Consider the following 18,023-nt stretch of genomic DNA (forward strand, 5'->3'; position numbering starts at 1 on the left):
CACAACCGGCGCGGCCCGCGCCGGTTGTCGTGCTTGATGAAGCCGGCCGCCTCGTGACGGCGCCTGACGACGCCCCTGTGATGCTGGGATTGCAGTTTTGTTACAATGCGGTAGGCTCGTTGTCATATTCGGCGTCAACCACTGTTACGGTCCCCGGCGAGCAGCCCCCAACCGGAACTTAAACCACATAAAACAGAGGCTTAAATCAACCGGACATGATCCAATCGCCGCTGGTGCAATTTTGCAACGCAGCGACAATTTTTGTGCGCTGCACGCACCCGTAACAAAAAAGGGGCCGGCGATCGCCTCGCCGGCCCCTCTTTTCAACCCATGTTGCGCCCTGCGATCAGGCGGCGTCTTCGGCGCGCTTGCCCTTGTCGCTGAACACGCGAATCGGCTCCTTGGTGCCGGCGACCACATCCTTGTCGACCACGACCTCGCCCACGCCTTCCATGCCGGGCAGGTCGAACATCGTGTCGAGCAGGATCGCTTCCAGGATCGAGCGGAGGCCGCGCGCGCCGGTCTTGCGTTCGATCGCCTTCTTCGCAATCGCAGTCAGCGCGTCGTCGGTGAAGCTCAGTTCCACATTCTCCATGTCGAACAGCTTGCCATATTGCTTCACCAGCGCGTTCTTCGGCTCGACCAGGATCTTGACCAGCGCGGTCACATCCAGGTCTTCCAGCGTCGCGATCACCGGCAAACGACCGACGAATTCGGGGATGAGGCCGAACTTCAGCAGATCCTCGGGCTCGCTCTGGCGGAGCAGTTCGCCGGTGCGGCGTTCCTCGGGCGCAGCGACATGCGCGCCGAAACCGATCGACTTGGCTTCGAGGCGATCGCCGATGATCTTTTCCAGACCCGCGAACGCGCCGCCGCAGATGAACAGGATGTTGGTCGTGTCGACCTGAAGAAATTCCTGCTGCGGATGCTTGCGCCCGCCCTGCGGCGGAACCGAGGCGGTAGTGCCTTCCATCAGCTTGAGCAGCGCCTGCTGCACGCCCTCGCCCGACACGTCGCGGGTGATCGAAGGATTCTCGGCCTTGCGGCTGATCTTGTCGATCTCGTCGATATAGACGATGCCGCGCTGCGCCTTCTCGACATTATAGTCGGACGCCTGGAGCAGCTTGAGGATGATATTCTCCACATCCTCGCCGACATAGCCAGCCTCGGTCAGCGTCGTCGCGTCAGCCATGGTGAAGGGCACGTCGAACGTCTTGGCGAGCGTCTGCGCCAGCAAAGTCTTGCCGCAGCCGGTCGGGCCGACGAGCAGGATGTTGGACTTGGCGAGTTCCACCTCGCCCGGCTTGGAGCCGTGGTTCAGGCGCTTATAATGATTGTGGACCGCGACGGACAGCACCCGCTTGGCGCGGTTCTGGCCGATCACATAATCGTCGAGCACGTCGCAGATTTCCTGCGGGGTCGGCACGCCGCCATCCTTCTTGCCGACGAGACCGCCCTTGGTCTCCTCGCGAATGATGTCGTTGCACAGCTCCACGCACTCGTCGCAGATGAATACGGTCGGCCCCGCGATCAGCTTGCGCACCTCATGCTGCGACTTGCCGCAGAAGGAGCAGTAAAGCGTGCTTTTCGAGTCCGAACCGGTAAGCTTAGTCATTCGTCATTCTCTCTTCCCTTTCGGGGGATCATAACCCGATCCGCGTCCGGCAAGGGATTTTCTGGTCCAAAGGCCATCCTAGACCGCGGTGCGCCCGTTCCACAAGGGGAGAAAGTGACGCGCCGCGGTAAAGATAGTCTTTAGGCGTCGCTGGATTCCGCTGCGACCGGGCGCCGATCGAACACTTCGTCGACCAGGCCGAACGCCTTGGCTTCGTCCGCCTCCAGGAAGGTGTCGCGGTCCATCGCCCGCTCCACCGCCTCAAGCGTCTGGCCGGTATATTTGACGTAGAGGTCGTTGAGGCGGCGGCGGATGCGCAGGATTTCCTTGGCCTGGATCTCGATGTCGCTCGCCATGCCCTGCGCCCCGCCCGAGGGCTGGTGCACCATGATGCGGGCGTTGCTAAGCGCGATGCGCTTGCCCGGCTCGCCGGCGGCGAGCAGGAAGCTGCCCATCGAGGCGGCCTGGCCGATGCAGACGGTGCCGACCTGCGGCCGGATATATTTCATCGTGTCGTGGATCGCCATGCCGGCCGTCACCACCCCGCCCGGCGAGTTGATGTACATCCAGATGTCCTTCTTCGGATTTTCCGATTCGAGGAACAGCAGCTGCGCCACGATCAGCGAGGCCATATGATCCTCGACCTGGCCCGTGATGAAGATGATCCGCTCGCGCAACAGCCGCGAATAAATGTCGAAGCTGCGCTCGCCGCGGTTCGACTGTTCGATGACGATGGGGACCAGCGCGGCCATGGGATCGGACATGATATCGGTCATTGTTGCTCTTTTCCGTGTGATTGCTTTTGCCCGAACCCTACATCGGGACAAAAGCGACAGGGTTCAAGAGGGCTTGAGGCCCCCGTCCGATCAGTCGCGCAGGGCGTAGTCCGACGGCGCGCGGAAGGCGAGATAGGCGAGCCGCCGCACCTCGCGCCGGCCGCGCACCACCGTGTCGAGGATCAGCCCGCACATCACCGACAGGGTCGCGAGGATCATGAGGCCGGTCACGAGGATGGCGGTCGGGAAACGGGGCACCAGCCCGGTCTCCATATAGGTAAGGATCAGCGGCGCGGCGAGCCCCAGCCCCGCCGCCGCGAGGAAGGCCGCGATGACGCCGAAGAACAGCACCGGCCGCTCGATGCGGTACAGGGTGATGATGGTCCGCAGGATGCGCCAGCCGTCGCGATAGGTGCTGAGCTTGCTGACCGATCCTTCGGGCCGCGCGCCATAGGCGGTCATCACTTCGGCCACCGGCATGGCGAGTTCGAGCGCATGGACGCTCATCTCGGTCTCGATCTCGAAGCCGGCGGACAGCACGGGGAAGCTCTTGACGAAGCGGCGCGAAAAGACGCGGTAGCCCGAGAGAATGTCGGTGAAGCTGCGGCCGAACAATTGCTTCAGAAGGCTGGTCAGCGCCCAGTTGCCAAAGCGATGGCCGCGCCGATAGGCCGCCTCCACCTCGTCGCGGCGCGCGCCCACGACCATGTCGAGATTATCCTCCAGCATGGCGGCGACCATGCGCGGCGCGGCGGCGGCTTCGTAGGTCGCGTCGCCATCGGCCATGATATAGATGTCGGCGTCCACATCGGCGAACATGCGGCGCACGACATGGCCCTTGCCCTGCTGGCTGACGCGCCGCACGATCGCGCCTGCGCTCGCCGCCAGCTCGCGGCTGCCGTCGCTGCTGTTATTGTCGAAGACATAGATGTCGGCGGCGGGCAGCGCGCGGCGGAAATCCTCGACCGTCCGCACGATCGCCCCGGCTTCGTTATAGCAGGGCAGGATCACGGCGATGCGCGGCGTGGGGCTGGCGACATCGCTGTTCACTGCCGGATATTCCTTCATCGCCTGCGCGCCCCTGCCCCGTCCATGCCAGCGACATGGCGCATCATGATTAAGATTTCGTCTGCCATGCCGCGCGCGAAATGAAAAGGCGGCTTTGGGTGAGCGGGGCGAACGGGGGTCACTTTCATTGGCCCTCTCCCGTCTTCACGGGAGAGGGTTGGGTGAGGGTCTCATTTTCTTGCCTAGGGTGCATTGGAAAAGACCCTCACCACTTCGACTAGGCAGCAAGATGCCAAGTCTTCGTTGCCTCTCCCGCGAAGGCGGGAGAGGATAAAGAAAATCGTGCGCCCGCACGTAAAAAGCGCCCGGCTTCAGCTTGAAACCGGGCGCTTTTCCTTTCTGTCGCGGCGCTTATTCGGCCTTGGCGGCGGCCTTTTTGGGAGCGGCCTTTTTCTTGGGCTTTTCCTCAGCGACCGGGGCGTCCTCAGTCACCGCTTCCTGTGCGGGAGCCTCTTCCTTCTTGGCGGCGGCCTTCTTGGGCGCAGCCTTCTTGGCGGGCGCGGCCTCAGCGGCGTCCTCCGTCACGGGTTCGGCGGCGGGCGCTTCGTCAGCGGCGGGTTCGGCGGCGGCCTTCTTTGGCGTGGCCTTCGGCTGGTCGTCATGATCGTGGTCATGGCCGCAGCCCGGCCCATGGACATGGGGCTTCAAATCGCCATCCTCGGCCTCGATCGCGGCTTCCAGTTCCTCGCGGGTCACTTCGCGGTCGGTGACTTCGGCCTTGTCGAACAGGAAGTCGACGACCTTGTCCTCGTAAAGCGGCGCGCGCAGCTGGGCGGCGGCCATCGGATCCTGGCGGACATATTGGACGAAGCGCTCGCGGTCCTGCGGGCTGTACTGCTGCGCGGCCTGCATGATGAGGCGGTTCATTTCCTGGTCGGAGACGGTCACGCCATTGGCCTGGCCGATTTCGGAGAGCAGCAGGCCGAGGCGGACGCGGCGCACGGCGATGGCGCGATAATCGTCCTTCTCCGCTTCCATTTCCTTGAGCGCCGCTTCGGGATCTTCCTCATGGCTGGCTTCATGCTCCAGCTGCGCCCAAATCTGGCCGAACTCGGCCTCGACCATGCTCGGCGGTACGTCGAAGTCATGGGCGGCGGCGAGCTGGTCGAGCAGCTTGCGCTTCATATGGGTGCGAGTGAGGCCGTTATGCTCCTGCTCGATCTGCCCCTTGAGCAGCTCGTTGAGCTTGTCGAGGCTTTCGAGGCCCAGCGATTTCGCGAATTCATCGTCCAGCTTGGGCTTGTCGCCGTTCAGCACCGACTTGACCGTCACGTCGAAGGTCGCGGCCTTGCCGGCGAGATGCTCCGCGCCATAATCCTCAGGGAAACTGACCTCGATGGTCTTTTCCTCGCCCTTCTTGACGCCGGTCAGCTGTTCCTCGAAGCCGGGGATGAACTGGCCCGAGCCGAGCTTCAGACGGATGTCCTGCGCGCTGCCGCCGTCGAACGCTTCGCCGTCGACCTTGCCGACGAAATCGATCACCAGCGTGTCGCCGTCGGCGGCGACATGGCCGTCCTCATATTCTTCCAGAGCGCCCTGCTGGCTGGCGATGCGGCCGGCGGACCCGGCGACCTGCGCGTCGGCGACCGGAACGGTCAGCCGTTCGAGCTTCAGCCCTTCGATGCTGGGGGCCTCGATCTGCGGCAGCACTTCCAGCGCGACCTTGACCTCGGCGTCCTTGCCGAACTCGAAGCCTTCGTCCAGCTCGACCGAAGGCTGCATCGCGGGGCGCAGCTTCTGGTCGGCGATCAGCTTCTGCACGCCGTCCTGGATCGAATTGTTGAGCGCGTCGCGCTGGAGCGCTTCGCCATGCATCTTCTTGACGAGGTTGGCGGGCACCTTGCCGGGGCGGAAGCCGGGCATGCGGACCTGGGGGGCGATCGCCTTCACTTCCTTTTCGACGCGGGCGTCGATGTCCGTGGACGGGATGGTCAGGGTATAGGCGCGCTTCAGGCCCTCGTTCAACGTCTCGACAATCTGCATCTCTTCTCTCAAACGCTTTCTTCAGCTGAATCCGGGTGGCGCCTGCGATGGCTTGGGTCTGGCGCACTGGTGCGGGCGAAGGGACTCGAACCCCCACATCTTGCGATACCAGAACCTAAATCTGGCGCGTCTACCAGTTTCGCCACGCCCGCATCGGTCGCCGGTCGGCGCGGCATAGAGAAAAGCGGATGAAGAGGCAAGGGATAGTGGCGCAGCCGCCGGAACCCCCGATCGGCCCCATGCGTAGCCCCTTTCCATGACAGAGGAGAGACATGATGGCGACCCGTCCCGACCCCGGCCCCGACGCCGTTCCCGGTCCCGACATCATCGAGCCGCAATCGCCGCAGGAGATGCCAACGCCCGACAACCCGGACGAGACGCCGATGGAGGAGCCCGACGAGATTGCCCCGGTCGGCCCTGACTATGACCAGCCCGACAGCGCGCCGACGGAACTGCCCCCGCCGCCGGACTGATACGCGCGCCGGAGCGGCCGACGACATGAACTGTGCTCCACGGCCCACATATCCACAACAAATTTGCGTCGGCCCGGAACTTCCGGGCCGATTGTTAAAAAATGGCCTTCTGCCCGCTGGACAGCCCCCTGCAAGCATGATTGAACTGTGACAAACAGAAGAAAGCGGGAGAGGCGCGGCTGACAATCAAGGGGGTCGACGTGCATCGGGTTCGCGCAAAGCTGGAATGGTTCAAGACCGTCATCCTGCCTCAGGAAGCCGCTCTGCGCGGCCGTCTCCGGCGCATTCTGCCCCACACTCATGAGCTGGACGACATGGTCGCCGAAGTCATGACCCGCGCCTATGCCACGGAAAATTGGGAGAATGTGACGACAGGCCGGGCCTATCTCTTCACCATCGCCCGTAATCTGGTGATCGACACCGCCCGCCGCAACAAGGTGGTGAGTTTCGAGACGATCGCCGATCTCGAACTGCTAGGCGGCGAGAACAACATGGAGTCGCAACTGCACGCCCGCGAGGCGCTGCGCCAGGTCGAGGCGATCGTCGAGTCGCTTCCCTCCCAATGCCGCCGGGTCTTCATCCTTCGCCGCATCCAGGAAAAATCCATGCTGGAAATAGCGGAGGAAATGGCGCTGTCCGTCTCTACAGTTGAAAAACATCTGGCCAAAGCCATCGCGATAGTTATGCGGGCCTGGGCGGAACGTGAGGAAACGGACTTCGAGCGTGCAGGCGTCGGGATCAGGTTCGGACAGCGCGGACAGGATCGCGATCGAAGCGGAAGCCGCGCGCCTGCTGGCCAGGCTTAACAGCGATCCCACGCCGCAAGACGAAGCCGCGATTTGCGCCTGGGTCGAATCGGACCCTGCCCATGGCGTCGCCTTCGCCCGCGCCGAAGCCGCGTGGGAAGCGGCCCAGCGCCTGAAGAGCGCAGCGGCCGACGTCACCCTTCCCCCTATCGAGCAGATCGTCAGCGAGGAGCAGCAGCGCCGCCTGTCGCGCAACATCTGGATCGTGGCGGGCATCGCGGTGCTGTTGTTCATCGTCGCCGCGATCGTCACCATCCGCACCTTCAACGGGGTCGAGCGCTACGAAACCGCGGTCGGCCAGACTCGCGACGTCAAGCTGGAGGACGGCTCTGTCCTGCATCTCAACAGCGACAGCGCGGCCGAAGTGCGCTTCACCGCCAATGGCCGCAAGGTTCGGCTGCTGAAGGGCGAGGCCGCGTTCGACGTCGCGCATGATCCCACGCGCCCCTTCGATGTCGAGGCGCGCGCGGCCGTGCTCCAGGCAGTCGGCACCGCGTTCAACCTGCGGATGCGCCCGTCGCTGGTCGAACTCACCGTCACCAAGGGCGCGGTCAAGGTTCATTCGGGCGGCGTCGCCAGCGGGCAGGTGCCGGCCGGCGGCGGCGCGGTCATCCAGCCTCGCGCCATATCGCTGACCCGCCTCGGCCCCGATCTCGTCGGCCAGCGCACCGCCTGGCGCGAACGCATGGTCGCTCTGGACGGCGAACCGGTGGAGCAGGCGGCAAGCGAGTTCAACCGCTATCGCACCGCGCCGATCCTGATCGGCGACACGCGCGTGTCGGCGCTGCGCGTCGCGGGCCGCTTCCGCACAACCGACAGCGCCGCTTTCCTGCGCGCCCTCCAGACCAGGCTGCCGGTGCGTGTCGTGCATGGCGAGGACGGATCGGTGATGCTGCTCTATCGCGACGAAGGGACGGGGCCTGCGCTGGCGGCGCGATAGGTTCGCGCCGGACAGGACAGCAGGAACTGGCGAAACGTCATCCTCCCCTTGCAGGGGAGGTGGCTGGCCGAAGGCCAGACGGAGGGGTGTCGCCCTATCGAGAGCGGGACACCCCTCCGTCACGCGCTCCGCGCGCGCCACCTCCCCCTAAGGGGGAGGATGATGCGACGTCGCCCTATGTCGAACCGGCCGAGGTCAAGCGCGCCGTTGCGCGGGCGGGACGCAGCGGCCATATGGGACCGTTCAGGGCAGGCGGATCGGCCGCACCCCCCTCCCCTATCCATTCCTTAACCCTTTTGCGGCATAGGCTTATCCCCAAATGGTCGCCTCGCTCTCTTCGCATGAACCCGCCACCGGCGCGCTGCTCTGGCAGGGGGAGCCGGGCGATGTGAGCGCCGAAGTCGAGCGCGCGCGCAAGGCCTGGCCCAAATGGGCCGCGCAGCCCATCGCCTATCGAATCGAGACGCTGCGCCGCTTCGTCAATGTCGTGCGCCGGCACGAGGACAAGCTCGCCGACCTGATCGCGCGCGAAACCGGCAAGCCGCTGTGGGACGCGCGCAACGAAGTGCAGGCGGTGATGGGCAAGGTCGACATCAGCGTCGCCGCCTATTCGGACCGCACCGGCCAGCGGCGGCTGGAGGCCAATCTCGGCGCGCGCCAGTCGGTGCGGCACAAGCCTCATGGCGTGATGGCGGTGCTCGGCCCCTATAATTTCCCCGCGCATCTGCCCAACGGGCATATCGTTCCAGCGCTGCTGGCCGGCAATGCGGTGCTGTTCAAGCCGTCGGAAAAGACGCCGGCGGTGGGCGAGATGCTGGTCAAGCTATACCATGAGGCGGGGGTTCCGGCCGATGTCGTGCGGCTGCTGCCCGGAGGGCCGGACACAGGCAAGGCGCTGACCGCCCATCCCGATGTCGGCGGCGTGCTCTTCACCGGATCGGCGCAGACCGGCATCGCGATCAACCGCCAGTTTGCCGCCCAGCCATCCAAGATATTGGCGCTGGAAATGGGGGGCAACAATCCCATCGTCGTTTGGGACACGCCCGAGATCAACGCGGCGGCGACGATCGTGATCCAGTCCGCCTTCATGACGAGCGGGCAGCGCTGCACCGCCGCCAGCCGCCTGATCGTGCGCGACACGATCGCCGACCGGCTGATCGCGGAGGTGAAGAAGCTCGCCGACCGGCTGATCGTCGATCATCCCCATGCCGACCCCGCGCCCTATATGGGGCCGGTGATCGACAATCAGACCGCCGATGGGCTGACCGAGAGTTTCCTCTATCTGATGAGCAACGGCGGCCGGCCGATCAAGCATATGGTGCGGCTGAACAAGGAGCGCCCCTTCCTCAGCCCCGCCATCATCGACGTGACGGCGATGAAGGAGCGGCCGGACGTCGAGCTGTTCGGCCCGCTGCTCCAGGTGATCCGCGTCGCCGAGTTCGGGGAAGCGATCGCGGAGGCGAACAATACGCGCTATGGCCTTTCGGCCTCGCTGATCGGCGGGTCGCCCGAACAATATAATATGTTCTGGTCCAACATCCGCGCCGGCATCGTCAACTGGAACCGCCCAACCAACGGCGCTGCCTCCAACGCGCCGTTCGGCGGCGTCGGCATATCGGGCAACCATCGGCCAAGCGCTTATTATGCCGCCGACTATTGCGCCTATCCGGTGGTGTCGGCGGAGATCGAGACCCCGCGCGCCTCGATCGGCGTGGGGCTGAAGGACATCGACGTGGCGGCGATGGGGGATTGATGGGAGAGACTCAGTGTAAGCGTAGCGGAGCGAGGGAACGCCGCGGAGCCATAATCCTCCCCTTGCAGGGGAGGTGGTGCGCGCAAAGCGCGTGACGGAGGGGTGTCCCGCTATCGAGAGGGTGACACCCCTCCACCATTCGCTTCGCAAATGGTCCCCCTCCCCTTGCAGGGGAGGATGATGTCGGACCGTACACCGAAGCCTGCATTTTGTTGTTCTACTCAGGCAACTCCCCCCAACAAAACTTTTCCTAACCCCCCGCATACCCATTCTGAATTGAACTTGGGGGCCGCTTTCGCCATCTGGCGACCATGGCTGAAGCTGCACCTTCTACCGTCCATCTCGTGGGCGCGGGGCCGGGCGATCCCGACCTGCTGACGATCAAGGCCGCGCGCCTGATCGGTCAAGCGGACGTGATCGTGCATGACGGGCTGGTGTCGGCCGACATTCTCGCCCTCGCCTCGCCCGACGCCGATCTCATTTCCGTCGCCAAGCAGCGCAGCCGCCACAGCCTGCCGCAGGACGCGATCAACGCGCTGCTGGTCGAATTGGCACGCGAAGGGCGGCGCGTGGTGCGGTTGAAGGGCGGCGATCCCTTCATCTTCGGGCGCGGCGGCGAAGAGGTCGAGGCCTGCCGTGCCGCCGGCGTGGCCGTAGAGGTCGTGCCCGGCGTCAGCGCGGCGCTCGGCAGCGCGGCGCAGGCGCAGCTCCCCCTCACCCATCGCGCGGCGTCGAGCGCGGTCAGCTTTGTCGCCGGCCAGTGCAAGGGGCTGACGGATCAGGACTGGTCGGGCCTTGCGGGCAAGGGGCGTACGCTCGTTATCTATATGGGCGTCGCCACCGCCGCCGATATTGCCGAGAAGCTGATCGCCGATGGCGTTTCGCCCGCCATTCCCGTGGCGGTGCTGGAAAATGGCACGCGCGCCGACATGCGGACGCTGCGCACGCTTCTCGCCGATCTGGGCGACATGGTCTTGCGCGAACAGGTGAAGAGCCCGGCGCTGATCGTCGTGGGCGAGGTGGCGGCGCATGCGATCGCGCGGGACGTTTGGAACAGCCTGCCATCGGTTTGGCCTGAGCCTTTCGAAGGCCGGGCTTTTCCTTCGGATGAGGGTTCGCGAACAGAAGGGCGGGGCTTCGACAGGCTCAGCCCGAACGGAGTTAGGGGCAAGTGAAGATTTTGACCGGCAATGATCTTGTGACCGGCGACGTGATCTGGTGGGCGGGCGATGGCTGGTCGCGCCAGGTGTCCGACAGCGTCGATGTCGGCGCGCAGGGCGAGGATCTGGCGCGCACCGAAGAGGCGGCGCTGCGGGTCGTGGGCGCCTATGTGATCGACGCGACGCTGACCGACGCGGGCGTCCGCCCCGCCCATATCAAGGATCGCATCCGCGCACTCGGCCCGACGGTGCGCCCCGACCTGACGTTGAAACCGAACGACGCCGACGCCGGCAACTGGGTGATCTGAACCATGTATCGCTACGACAGCTATGACCAGTCCATGGTGGACGCCCGCGTCGAGGAGTTTCGCGATCAGGTGCAGCGCCGCCTGACCGGCGCGCTGACCGAGGATCAGTTCAAGCCGCTGCGGCTGATGAACGGCCTCTATCTTCAGCTCCACGCCTATATGCTGCGCGTCGCCATTCCCTATGGCACGCTGTCGGCGCGGCAGATGCGAAAGCTGGGCGAGATCGCGGCGAAATATGACCGCGGCTACGGCCATTTCACCACGCGGCAGAATTTGCAATATAACTGGATCAAGCTGGCCGACGCGCCCGACATTCTCGCCGAACTAGCGACCGTCGAGATGCACGCGATCCAGACCAGCGGCAATTGCATCCGCAACATCAGTTCGGACCAATATGCCGGCGTTTCCGCCGACGAGATCGCGGACCCCCGCCCCTGGGCCGAGTTGTTGCGCCAATGGTCGAGCTTCCATCCTGAATTCACCTATCTGCCGCGCAAGTTCAAGATCGCGGTGATCGCATCGGACGAGGATCGGGCGGCGATGCGGCTGCACGATATCGGGCTGAAGCTGGTGGCGCGCGAGGGGAAGATCGGCGCGGAAGTCTATGCCGGCGGCGGCATGGGGCGCACGCCCATGGTCGCCCCGCTTATCAGGGACTTTGTGGGCGAGGACGAGATCGTCGCCTATCTCGAAGCCTGCCTGCGCGTCTACAACCGCTACGGCCGGCGGGACAACAAATATAAGGCGCGGATCAAAATTCTGGTCCATGAACTCGGCGTCGAGGAATATAAGCGGCAGGTGGAGGAGGAGTATGCGCATATGCGCGACCTGGGCCTCAACCCGCCGGTCGAGGAACTGGATCGCATCCGCGCCTTCTTCGCCCCGCCTGCCTATGAAACGGGCCTTGGCGAAGAGATTGACCGCGGCGACCCCGCTTTCGCGCTGTGGGTCGACCGGCAGGTCGCGGCGCACAAGGCGCCAGGCTATGCGATCGTCAACATCAGCCTCAAACCGCTGACCGGCATTCCCGGCGACGCGTCGGCCGAGCAGATCGCGCTCGTCGCCGACCTTGCCGAACGCTATTCGCTGGACGAAGTTCGCGTCACCCACGCGCAGAACCTCGTCCTGCCGCATGTGAGGAAGACGGACCTTTACGCCATCTGGCGGGCGCTGGACGAAGCGGGGCTGGCCGAGGCCAATCTCGATCTCATCACCGATATCATCGCCTGCCCCGGCCTCGATTATTGCGCGCTTGCCAATGCCCGATCGATCCCGCTGGCGCAGAAGATCGCGCAGCGCTTTGCAGCGCAAGAGCGGCAGGCGGAGCTGGGCGAGCTGAAGCTCAAGATTTCCGGCTGCATCAACGCCTGCGGCCATCATCATGCCGGGCATATCGGCATATTGGGCGTGGACCGGAAAGGCGTGGAGAATTTCCAGCTGCTGCTCGGCGGATCGGGCGCGGAGGATGCGTCGCTCGGCCAGATCACCGGCCCCGGTTTTTCCGAGGATGGCGTGGTCGATGCGATCGAGAAGGTGACGGATATCTACCTCGCCCAGCGGGAAAGCGGCGAACGCTTCCTCGACACCTATCGCCGCATCGGCATGAAGCCGTTCAAGGAGGCGATTTATGGGTGATGTCGTGCGGCATGAGCCGTTCGTCATTCCCGCGAAGGCGGGAATCTATCTCCCACGCTATCCCCAGCCGCAACGGCGGGAGATGGATCCCCGCCTCCGCGGGGATGACGGGGTTGGTCAAGCGGACGGAGATTGCCAAGATGGTTGAGTTCCTCTCCTTCCGCGACGGCGAGGCCAGTCAGGAGCCCGGCGTTACGGTCGAGGCCTTTACCGGCCAGTCCAATTCCACCGCCGTCCGCATCGAGGCGGGCGAGGATGCGCGCGAATTGCTGCCGCATCTCGACCGGCTGTCGCTCGTGGAGGTGAACTTCCCCGCTTATGGCGACGGGCGCGGCTATTCGGCCGCGCGCATCCTGCGTGAAGCCGGCTATCAGGGCGAACTGCGCGCCGTGGGTGACGTTCTGGTCGACCAGATCAACGCCATGCGCCGCTGCGGCTTCGACAGTTTCCATCCCGCAAAGCCGCTTGACGATGCCGCCGTCGATCGCGCGCTCACCCGCTATGCCGATGTCTATCAGAAGACGATCGACGGCCGCAGCCCCATTTGGGCGAAGCGGCACCCGGAGAAGACCCATGGCTGAACCCGCCCGGCAGATCGACATCATCGACGCCCGCCCCGCCTTCACTCAGGCCGATGCCAACGCGCTCAACGCCCGGTTCGAGGGAGTCGATGCCCTGACGATGCTGAGGACCGTGTTCGCGGAGGGACTGGCCGGCAATGTCGGCGTCGTCTCCTCCTTCGGCACCGAAAGCGCGGTGCTGCTCGATCTGGTGGCGAAGGCCGATCCCAGCGTGCCGGTGATCTTCGTCGACACGCTCAAGATGTTCGACGAGACGCTGCATTATCGCGACCTGCTGGTGAAGCGCCTCGGCCTTGCCGACAGCCGCACCGTGACGCCATTGCCCGATGTGCTGGCGGCGAAGGATGCGACCGGGCTGCGCTGGTCCTACGACCCCGACGGCTGCTGCGACATTCGCAAAGTGGAGCCGATGAAGCGCGCTAAATCCGGCCTGGATGCCTGGATTTCCGGGCGCAAGGCGTTCCAGTCGGTCACGCGCCAGAACCTCCCCCGGTTCGAGGTCGAGGATGGGCGGCTGAAGATCAACCCGCTGGGCGACTGGACCAAGGCTGACCTCGAGGCCTGGTTCGCCGAGCATGACCTGCCGCGCCATCCACTGGAGGCGCAGGGCTATCTGTCGATCGGCTGCGAACCCTGCACGTCGAAGGTGCTGCCGGGCGAAGACCCGCGCGCGGGGCGCTGGCGCGGGTGGGACAAGGTGGAATGCGGCATCCATTCGCCGGTCTCGCCGATCGGCAAGGCCGATCCCGAAGACCCGGCCAACCAGCCGGTTTTCTGACCCGCTGCTCGACCGAAAATATCGCCCGGCCGTAACAATGTTACGAGCGGCTGGACGGATCGTGGCAGCCGCGCAATACACTCTTATGCACATATAAGGGAGTCGCGCATGGATCGTCGTTCATTTCTCGCCAGCAGCGGGGCGGTTGCTCTGGCCGCCGCCGCGCCGCGCGCGCTTGCCCAAAGCGAGGGGCGTGACGATGCGCGCCTCAATGCCGCCTTCGCCGCCATTTTCGAGCGGCAGCTCGATCTTTCGCCGACGCTCGTCACCAGCCTCGGCCTCGACAAGGGCGCGCGCGCCGGGGCGAAAAGCCAGCTCGACGACAATAGCAAGTCGGGCATGATGAAGGATCTGGCGGCCACCCGCGCCGCCATCGCCGAACTGGAGGGCTATAAGAGCGCGAGCCTGTCGGAGAAGCAGCGGCTCAACCTCGACGTGATCCTCTATTCGCTGGGGCAGCAGACGGTCGCGCCGGGGCGCTTCGAACTCAACAGCGTGCAACGGCCCTACCGCATCTTCCAGCAGGGCGGCGCCTATTTTCGCACGCCGGACTTCCTCAACACCGCGCATACGATCAACGCCGCGCCCGATTGCGAGGCCTATGTCGCGCGGCTCGACGCGCTGGCGCGCAACCTGCGCACCGACACGGCGCTCCAGCGGGACGAGGCGGCGCGGGGCTATCTGGCGCCGGCCTGGTCACTGGACTTGACTATAGGGCAATTGAAGAAGCTGCGCGGCCAGCCCGCCGCCGACAGCTCGATGGTGCAGTCGCTGGTCAAGCGCGCCGCCGCCAAGGGCATCGCTGGCGACTGGCAGGCGCAGGCGAGCGCGATCGTCGAAAAGGCGATCTACCCCGCGCTGGACGAGCAGATCGCGGCGATCGAGGCGTTGAAGGGCAAGACGGCGGCGGGCGACGGGGTGTGGCGCACGCCGCGCGGCGACGAAATCTATGCCGCGGCGCTGAAGCAGGCCACCACCACCGACCTCAGCGCCGACCAGATCCACGCCATGGGGCTGGAGCAGGTCGCCGACATCAGCGCGCAGCTCGACACGATCCTCAAAGGCGCGGGCCGCACCAGCGGCTCGATCGGCGAGCGGCTGGCGGCGCTCAATGTCGATCCCGCACAGCTTTATGCCGACAGCCCGGAGGGACGCACAGCGCTGCTGGCGCAGCTCAACCGCGACCTTGACGCGATGAAGGCGAAGCTGCCCCAGGCGTTCCCCACCATCCCCGACACGCCGCTGGAAATCCGGGCGGTGCCGGTCGAGATTCAGGATGGCGCGTCGAACGGCTATTATAACCGCGCCGCGCTCGACGGGTCGCGGCCGGCCATTTACTTCATCAATTTGAAGGATGTGGGCGACTGGCCGAAATATGGCCTGCCGGCGCTCACCTATCACGAAGGCGTGCCGGGCCATCATCTCCAGATTTCGACCGCGCAGACGGCGGGCGACGTGCCGATGCTGCGCAAGATCGCCTTCATGAGCGCCTATTCGGAAGGCTGGGCGCTCTATGCCGAGCAGCTCGCCGACGAACTGGGCGGCTATGCGACGCCGATCGACCGAGCGGGCTATCTCCAGTCCTTCCTGTTCCGCGCGGCGCGGCTGGTGATCGACACCGGCATCCATGCGAAACAATGGAGCCGCGAAAAGGCGACCGACTATATGGTGCAGACCACCGGCTTCGCCCGGCCGCGCTGCCAGCGCGAGGTCGAGCGCTACTGCACTCAGCCGGGCCAGGCGACCAGCTACAAGGTCGGCCACGGGATCTGGAGCAAGGCGCGCGCGGCGGCTCAGGCGGCGCAGGGGAAGAGTTTCGATCTCAAGCAGTTCCACGCCATTCTTGAGGAAGGCGCGATGCCGTTGTCGATGCTGGAGCAGAGGATCGCGGTGAGGGCGAAGGCGGTATAAAATTCCTCCCCTGGCAGGGGAGGTGGCAGGCGCGTAGCGCCTGACGGAGGGGTGTCCCGCTATCGAGAGGGTGACACCCCTCCACCATTCGCTTCGCGAACGGTCCCCCTCCCCTTGCAGGGGAGGATGAGATTATTCGTAACCCATATCCTCATACCCATCCTCGGCGAGGTCGGAGAAGCGGGTGATTTTCGCGTCGAATTTCATGCGGATACGGCCGGTGGAGCCGTGGCGCTGCTTGGCGACGATGACTTCGGCCTTGCCGTAGATGCGGTCCATATTCTCGCGCCAAGCGGCATAGGCGGTTTCGTCCTCGACCTTGGGCTCCTTGGCGGCTTCATAATAATCCTCGCGGAACACGAACCAGACCATGTCAGCGTCCTGCTCGATCGAGCCGGATTCGCGCAGGTCGGAAAGCTGGGGGCGCTTGTCCTCGCGCTGCTCGACCGCGCGGCTGAGCTGCGAGAGGGCGAGCACCGGGACGTGGAGTTCCTTCGCCAGCGTTTTGAGGCCCCGCGAAATCTCCGAAATCTCGTTGACGCGGTTGCCGTCGCCCTTGCCCGTGCCTTGCAGAAGCTGGAGGTAATCGACCACGATGAAGCCGATATCGTGCCGGCGCTTGAGCCGCCGGGCGCGGGTGCGGAGCGCCGCGATGGTGAGGCCGGGCGTGTCGTCGATGAAGAGGGGCAGTTCCTGCAAGTCGCGGGCCGCGCGTGACAGGTTCTGGAAGTCGGCGCGGCTGATCTTGCCCATGCGGAGCGCTTCACCGCTGATCCCTGATTGTTCGGCCAGAACGCGGGTCGCGAGCTGGTCGGCGGACATTTCGAGGGAGAAGAAGGCGGTCTTCGCCCCCATATTTTTTTCCGGCGGGATGCCGTCGGCATTGTCGCGGACCCAGCGCGAGGCGGCATTATAGGCGATATTGGTGGCGAGCGAGGTCTTGCCCATGCCGGGGCGGCCGGCGAGGATCATAAGGTCCGAATTGTGGAGGCCGCCGATCTTGGCGTTGAGGCTGTTGATGCCGGTGGTTATGCCCGAGACATGGCCGCCGCTGTTGAGCGCGCGCTCGGCGACCTGCACCGCCATGGTCGACGCGGTGAGGAAGCTCTTGACCGAGCCACTCTCCCCCTCCCCCTCCGACACTTTGTAGAGCGCGACTTCGGCCGCCTCGATCTGCTCGCGCGGGTTGACATCCTCGCTGGTATCGAGCGCATTTTCAACCAGTTCGCGCCCGACGCTGACCAGCTGGCGCAGCAGAGCGAGGTCGTAGATCTGGGCGGCGAAGTCGCGCGCGCCGATCAGCGCCGCGCCGCTGCCGGTCAGCTGCGCCAGATAGGCCGCGCCGCCCAGTTCCTTGAGCGCGGGATCCTGATCCAGCATGGGCTTCAGCGTCACCGGATTGGCGACCATGTCGCGGTCCAGCAGGCGCATGATCGCGTCGTAAATGCGGCCGTGGAGCGGCTCGAAGAAATGCTCGGCCTTGAGCTTGAGCTGGACATCCTCGGCGATGCGGTTGTCGATCATGATCGCGCCCAGCAGTGCGGCTTCGGCTTCCACATTGCGCGGCAGCTCAACGCCGCTCGCCTCGGCGGGATGAATTTTCAGCAGTTCGACCATGCGCCCTCTTTCGGCCCGACGCGCCGCCCACGCAAGGGGGCGGTCCCCAAGCAGTTGTGGATAAGTGGCGCTTGCATTTCACCGGCCGCCGCCCCACTGACTGTTCGCTTCGCTTATGCCCGATCCGCGCATCATAGACATAAAGCTCGACGAGCGCACGATCCTCTGGCGCAACGCCGACGTGGAGCAGGAACGGCGCATCGCGATCTTCGACCTGCTGGAGGATAATCATTTCGCCCCCCAGCGCGCCCATGCCGACGGCTATGCCGGCCCCTATAAGGTGGTGCTGCGGGTCGAGGACGGGCGGCTGGTGATCGAGATCAACCGCGAGGACGACGCGCCGCTGGAAGCCGTGATCCTGGGCCTCGGGCGGTTTCGCCGGCCGATCCGGGACTATTTCGCCATTTGCGACAGCTATTATCAGGCAATCAGCAACGCTTCGCCCCAGCAGATCGAGACGGTCGACATGGCGCGGCGGGCGATCCACAATGATGCGGCGGAGCAGCTGATGGAGCGGCTGGAGGGGAAGATCGCCGTCGATTTCGACACGGCGCGGCGGCTGTTCACGCTGATCTGCGTGCTGCATATCAAGGGATAGGACGATCAGGGTCGTGACATT

16 protein-coding genes and 1 tRNA gene are annotated in these 18,023 nt (G+C 65.0%); 11 read left to right on the forward strand and 6 right to left on the reverse strand.

Annotation, left to right across the window (positions count from 1 at the left end):
- Window positions 1-346: 346 nt before the first annotated feature.
- From clpX to V2B31_RS00310, 5 genes are all read right to left on the reverse strand, one after another.
- Entirely contained in the window at window positions 347-1,615 is a 1,269-nt protein-coding gene (clpX, locus tag V2B31_RS00290) for an ATP-dependent Clp protease ATP-binding subunit ClpX (RefSeq protein ID WP_328274228.1), read from the reverse strand.
- 140 nt (window positions 1,616-1,755) lie between these two features.
- A complete protein-coding gene (gene clpP / locus V2B31_RS00295; protein WP_328274229.1) occupies window positions 1,756-2,391 on the reverse strand; it encodes an ATP-dependent Clp endopeptidase proteolytic subunit ClpP in 636 nt (211 codons plus the stop codon).
- 90 nt (window positions 2,392-2,481) lie between these two features.
- The gene (locus V2B31_RS00300; protein WP_328274230.1) at window positions 2,482-3,459 is read right to left on the reverse strand and encodes a glycosyltransferase family 2 protein; all 978 of its coding nucleotides are present in this window, start codon (window positions 3,457-3,459) and stop codon (window positions 2,482-2,484) included.
- Window positions 3,460-3,810: 351 nt separating this feature from the next.
- Window positions 3,811-5,442, reverse strand: coding sequence for a trigger factor (tig, locus tag V2B31_RS00305; protein ID WP_328274231.1), 1,632 nt, complete (start codon window positions 5,440-5,442; stop codon window positions 3,811-3,813).
- A 67-nt stretch (window positions 5,443-5,509) separates the two neighbouring features.
- Window positions 5,510-5,594, reverse strand: a tRNA-Leu gene (locus V2B31_RS00310).
- Window positions 5,595-5,714: 120 nt separating this feature from the next.
- Between V2B31_RS00310 and V2B31_RS00315 the strand changes: the two genes are divergently transcribed.
- The 10 genes from V2B31_RS00315 (at window position 5,715) to V2B31_RS00360 (ending at window position 15,787) form a co-directional block, all read left to right on the forward strand.
- A complete protein-coding gene (locus tag V2B31_RS00315) occupies window positions 5,715-5,915 on the forward strand; it encodes a hypothetical protein (RefSeq protein WP_422247180.1) in 201 nt (66 codons plus the stop codon).
- Between the two features lie 200 nt (window positions 5,916-6,115).
- Window positions 6,116-6,721, forward strand: coding sequence for a sigma-70 family RNA polymerase sigma factor (locus tag V2B31_RS00320; RefSeq protein ID WP_328274232.1), 606 nt, complete (start codon window positions 6,116-6,118; stop codon window positions 6,719-6,721).
- Window positions 6,639-7,661 carry a FecR family protein gene (locus V2B31_RS00325; protein WP_328274233.1) on the forward strand — a complete coding sequence of 341 codons (1,023 nt, stop codon included), beginning with the start codon at window positions 6,639-6,641 and terminating at the stop codon, window positions 7,659-7,661. The genes V2B31_RS00320 and V2B31_RS00325 overlap by 83 nt, the downstream gene beginning before the upstream one ends.
- Before the next feature lie 319 nt (window positions 7,662-7,980).
- On the forward strand, window positions 7,981-9,414 hold the full coding sequence (astD, locus tag V2B31_RS00330; protein ID WP_328274234.1) for a succinylglutamate-semialdehyde dehydrogenase: 1,434 nt from the start codon (window positions 7,981-7,983) through the stop codon (window positions 9,412-9,414).
- A 311-nt stretch (window positions 9,415-9,725) separates the two neighbouring features.
- Entirely contained in the window at window positions 9,726-10,589 is an 864-nt protein-coding gene (gene cobA, locus V2B31_RS00335; protein WP_328274235.1) for a uroporphyrinogen-III C-methyltransferase, read from the forward strand.
- Window positions 10,586-10,882, forward strand: coding sequence for a DUF2849 domain-containing protein (locus tag V2B31_RS00340; protein ID WP_328274236.1), 297 nt, complete (start codon window positions 10,586-10,588; stop codon window positions 10,880-10,882). Before cobA ends, V2B31_RS00340 begins: the two co-directional genes overlap by 4 nt.
- A 3-nt stretch (window positions 10,883-10,885) precedes the next feature.
- The gene (locus V2B31_RS00345) at window positions 10,886-12,517 is read left to right on the forward strand and encodes a nitrite/sulfite reductase (protein WP_328274237.1); all 1,632 of its coding nucleotides are present in this window, start codon (window positions 10,886-10,888) and stop codon (window positions 12,515-12,517) included.
- Between the two features lie 140 nt (window positions 12,518-12,657).
- On the forward strand, window positions 12,658-13,098 hold the full coding sequence (locus V2B31_RS00350) for a DUF934 domain-containing protein (protein ID WP_328274274.1): 441 nt from the start codon (window positions 12,658-12,660) through the stop codon (window positions 13,096-13,098).
- Window positions 13,091-13,876, forward strand: a complete 786-nt coding sequence (locus tag V2B31_RS00355) for a phosphoadenylyl-sulfate reductase (RefSeq protein ID WP_328274238.1) — start codon at window positions 13,091-13,093, stop codon at window positions 13,874-13,876. The genes V2B31_RS00350 and V2B31_RS00355 overlap by 8 nt, the downstream gene beginning before the upstream one ends.
- 108 nt (window positions 13,877-13,984) lie before the next feature.
- Window positions 13,985-15,787: a DUF885 domain-containing protein gene (locus V2B31_RS00360; RefSeq protein WP_328274239.1), complete on the forward strand. Its 1,803-nt coding sequence runs from the start codon at window positions 13,985-13,987 to the stop codon at window positions 15,785-15,787.
- A 132-nt stretch (window positions 15,788-15,919) separates the two neighbouring features.
- Here V2B31_RS00360 and V2B31_RS00365 read toward each other — a convergent pair whose 3' ends face one another.
- The gene (locus V2B31_RS00365) at window positions 15,920-17,404 is read right to left on the reverse strand and encodes a replicative DNA helicase (protein WP_328274240.1); all 1,485 of its coding nucleotides are present in this window, start codon (window positions 17,402-17,404) and stop codon (window positions 15,920-15,922) included.
- Between the two features lie 115 nt (window positions 17,405-17,519).
- Here V2B31_RS00365 and V2B31_RS00370 point away from each other — a divergent pair, with 115 nt between their 5' ends.
- On the forward strand, window positions 17,520-18,002 hold the full coding sequence (locus V2B31_RS00370; RefSeq protein ID WP_328274241.1) for a UPF0262 family protein: 483 nt from the start codon (window positions 17,520-17,522) through the stop codon (window positions 18,000-18,002).
- Window positions 18,003-18,023 lie beyond the last annotated feature (21 nt).

The organism is Sphingobium sp. (genome assembly GCF_036170395.1).
Taxonomy (GTDB): domain Bacteria; phylum Pseudomonadota; class Alphaproteobacteria; order Sphingomonadales; family Sphingomonadaceae; genus Sphingobium.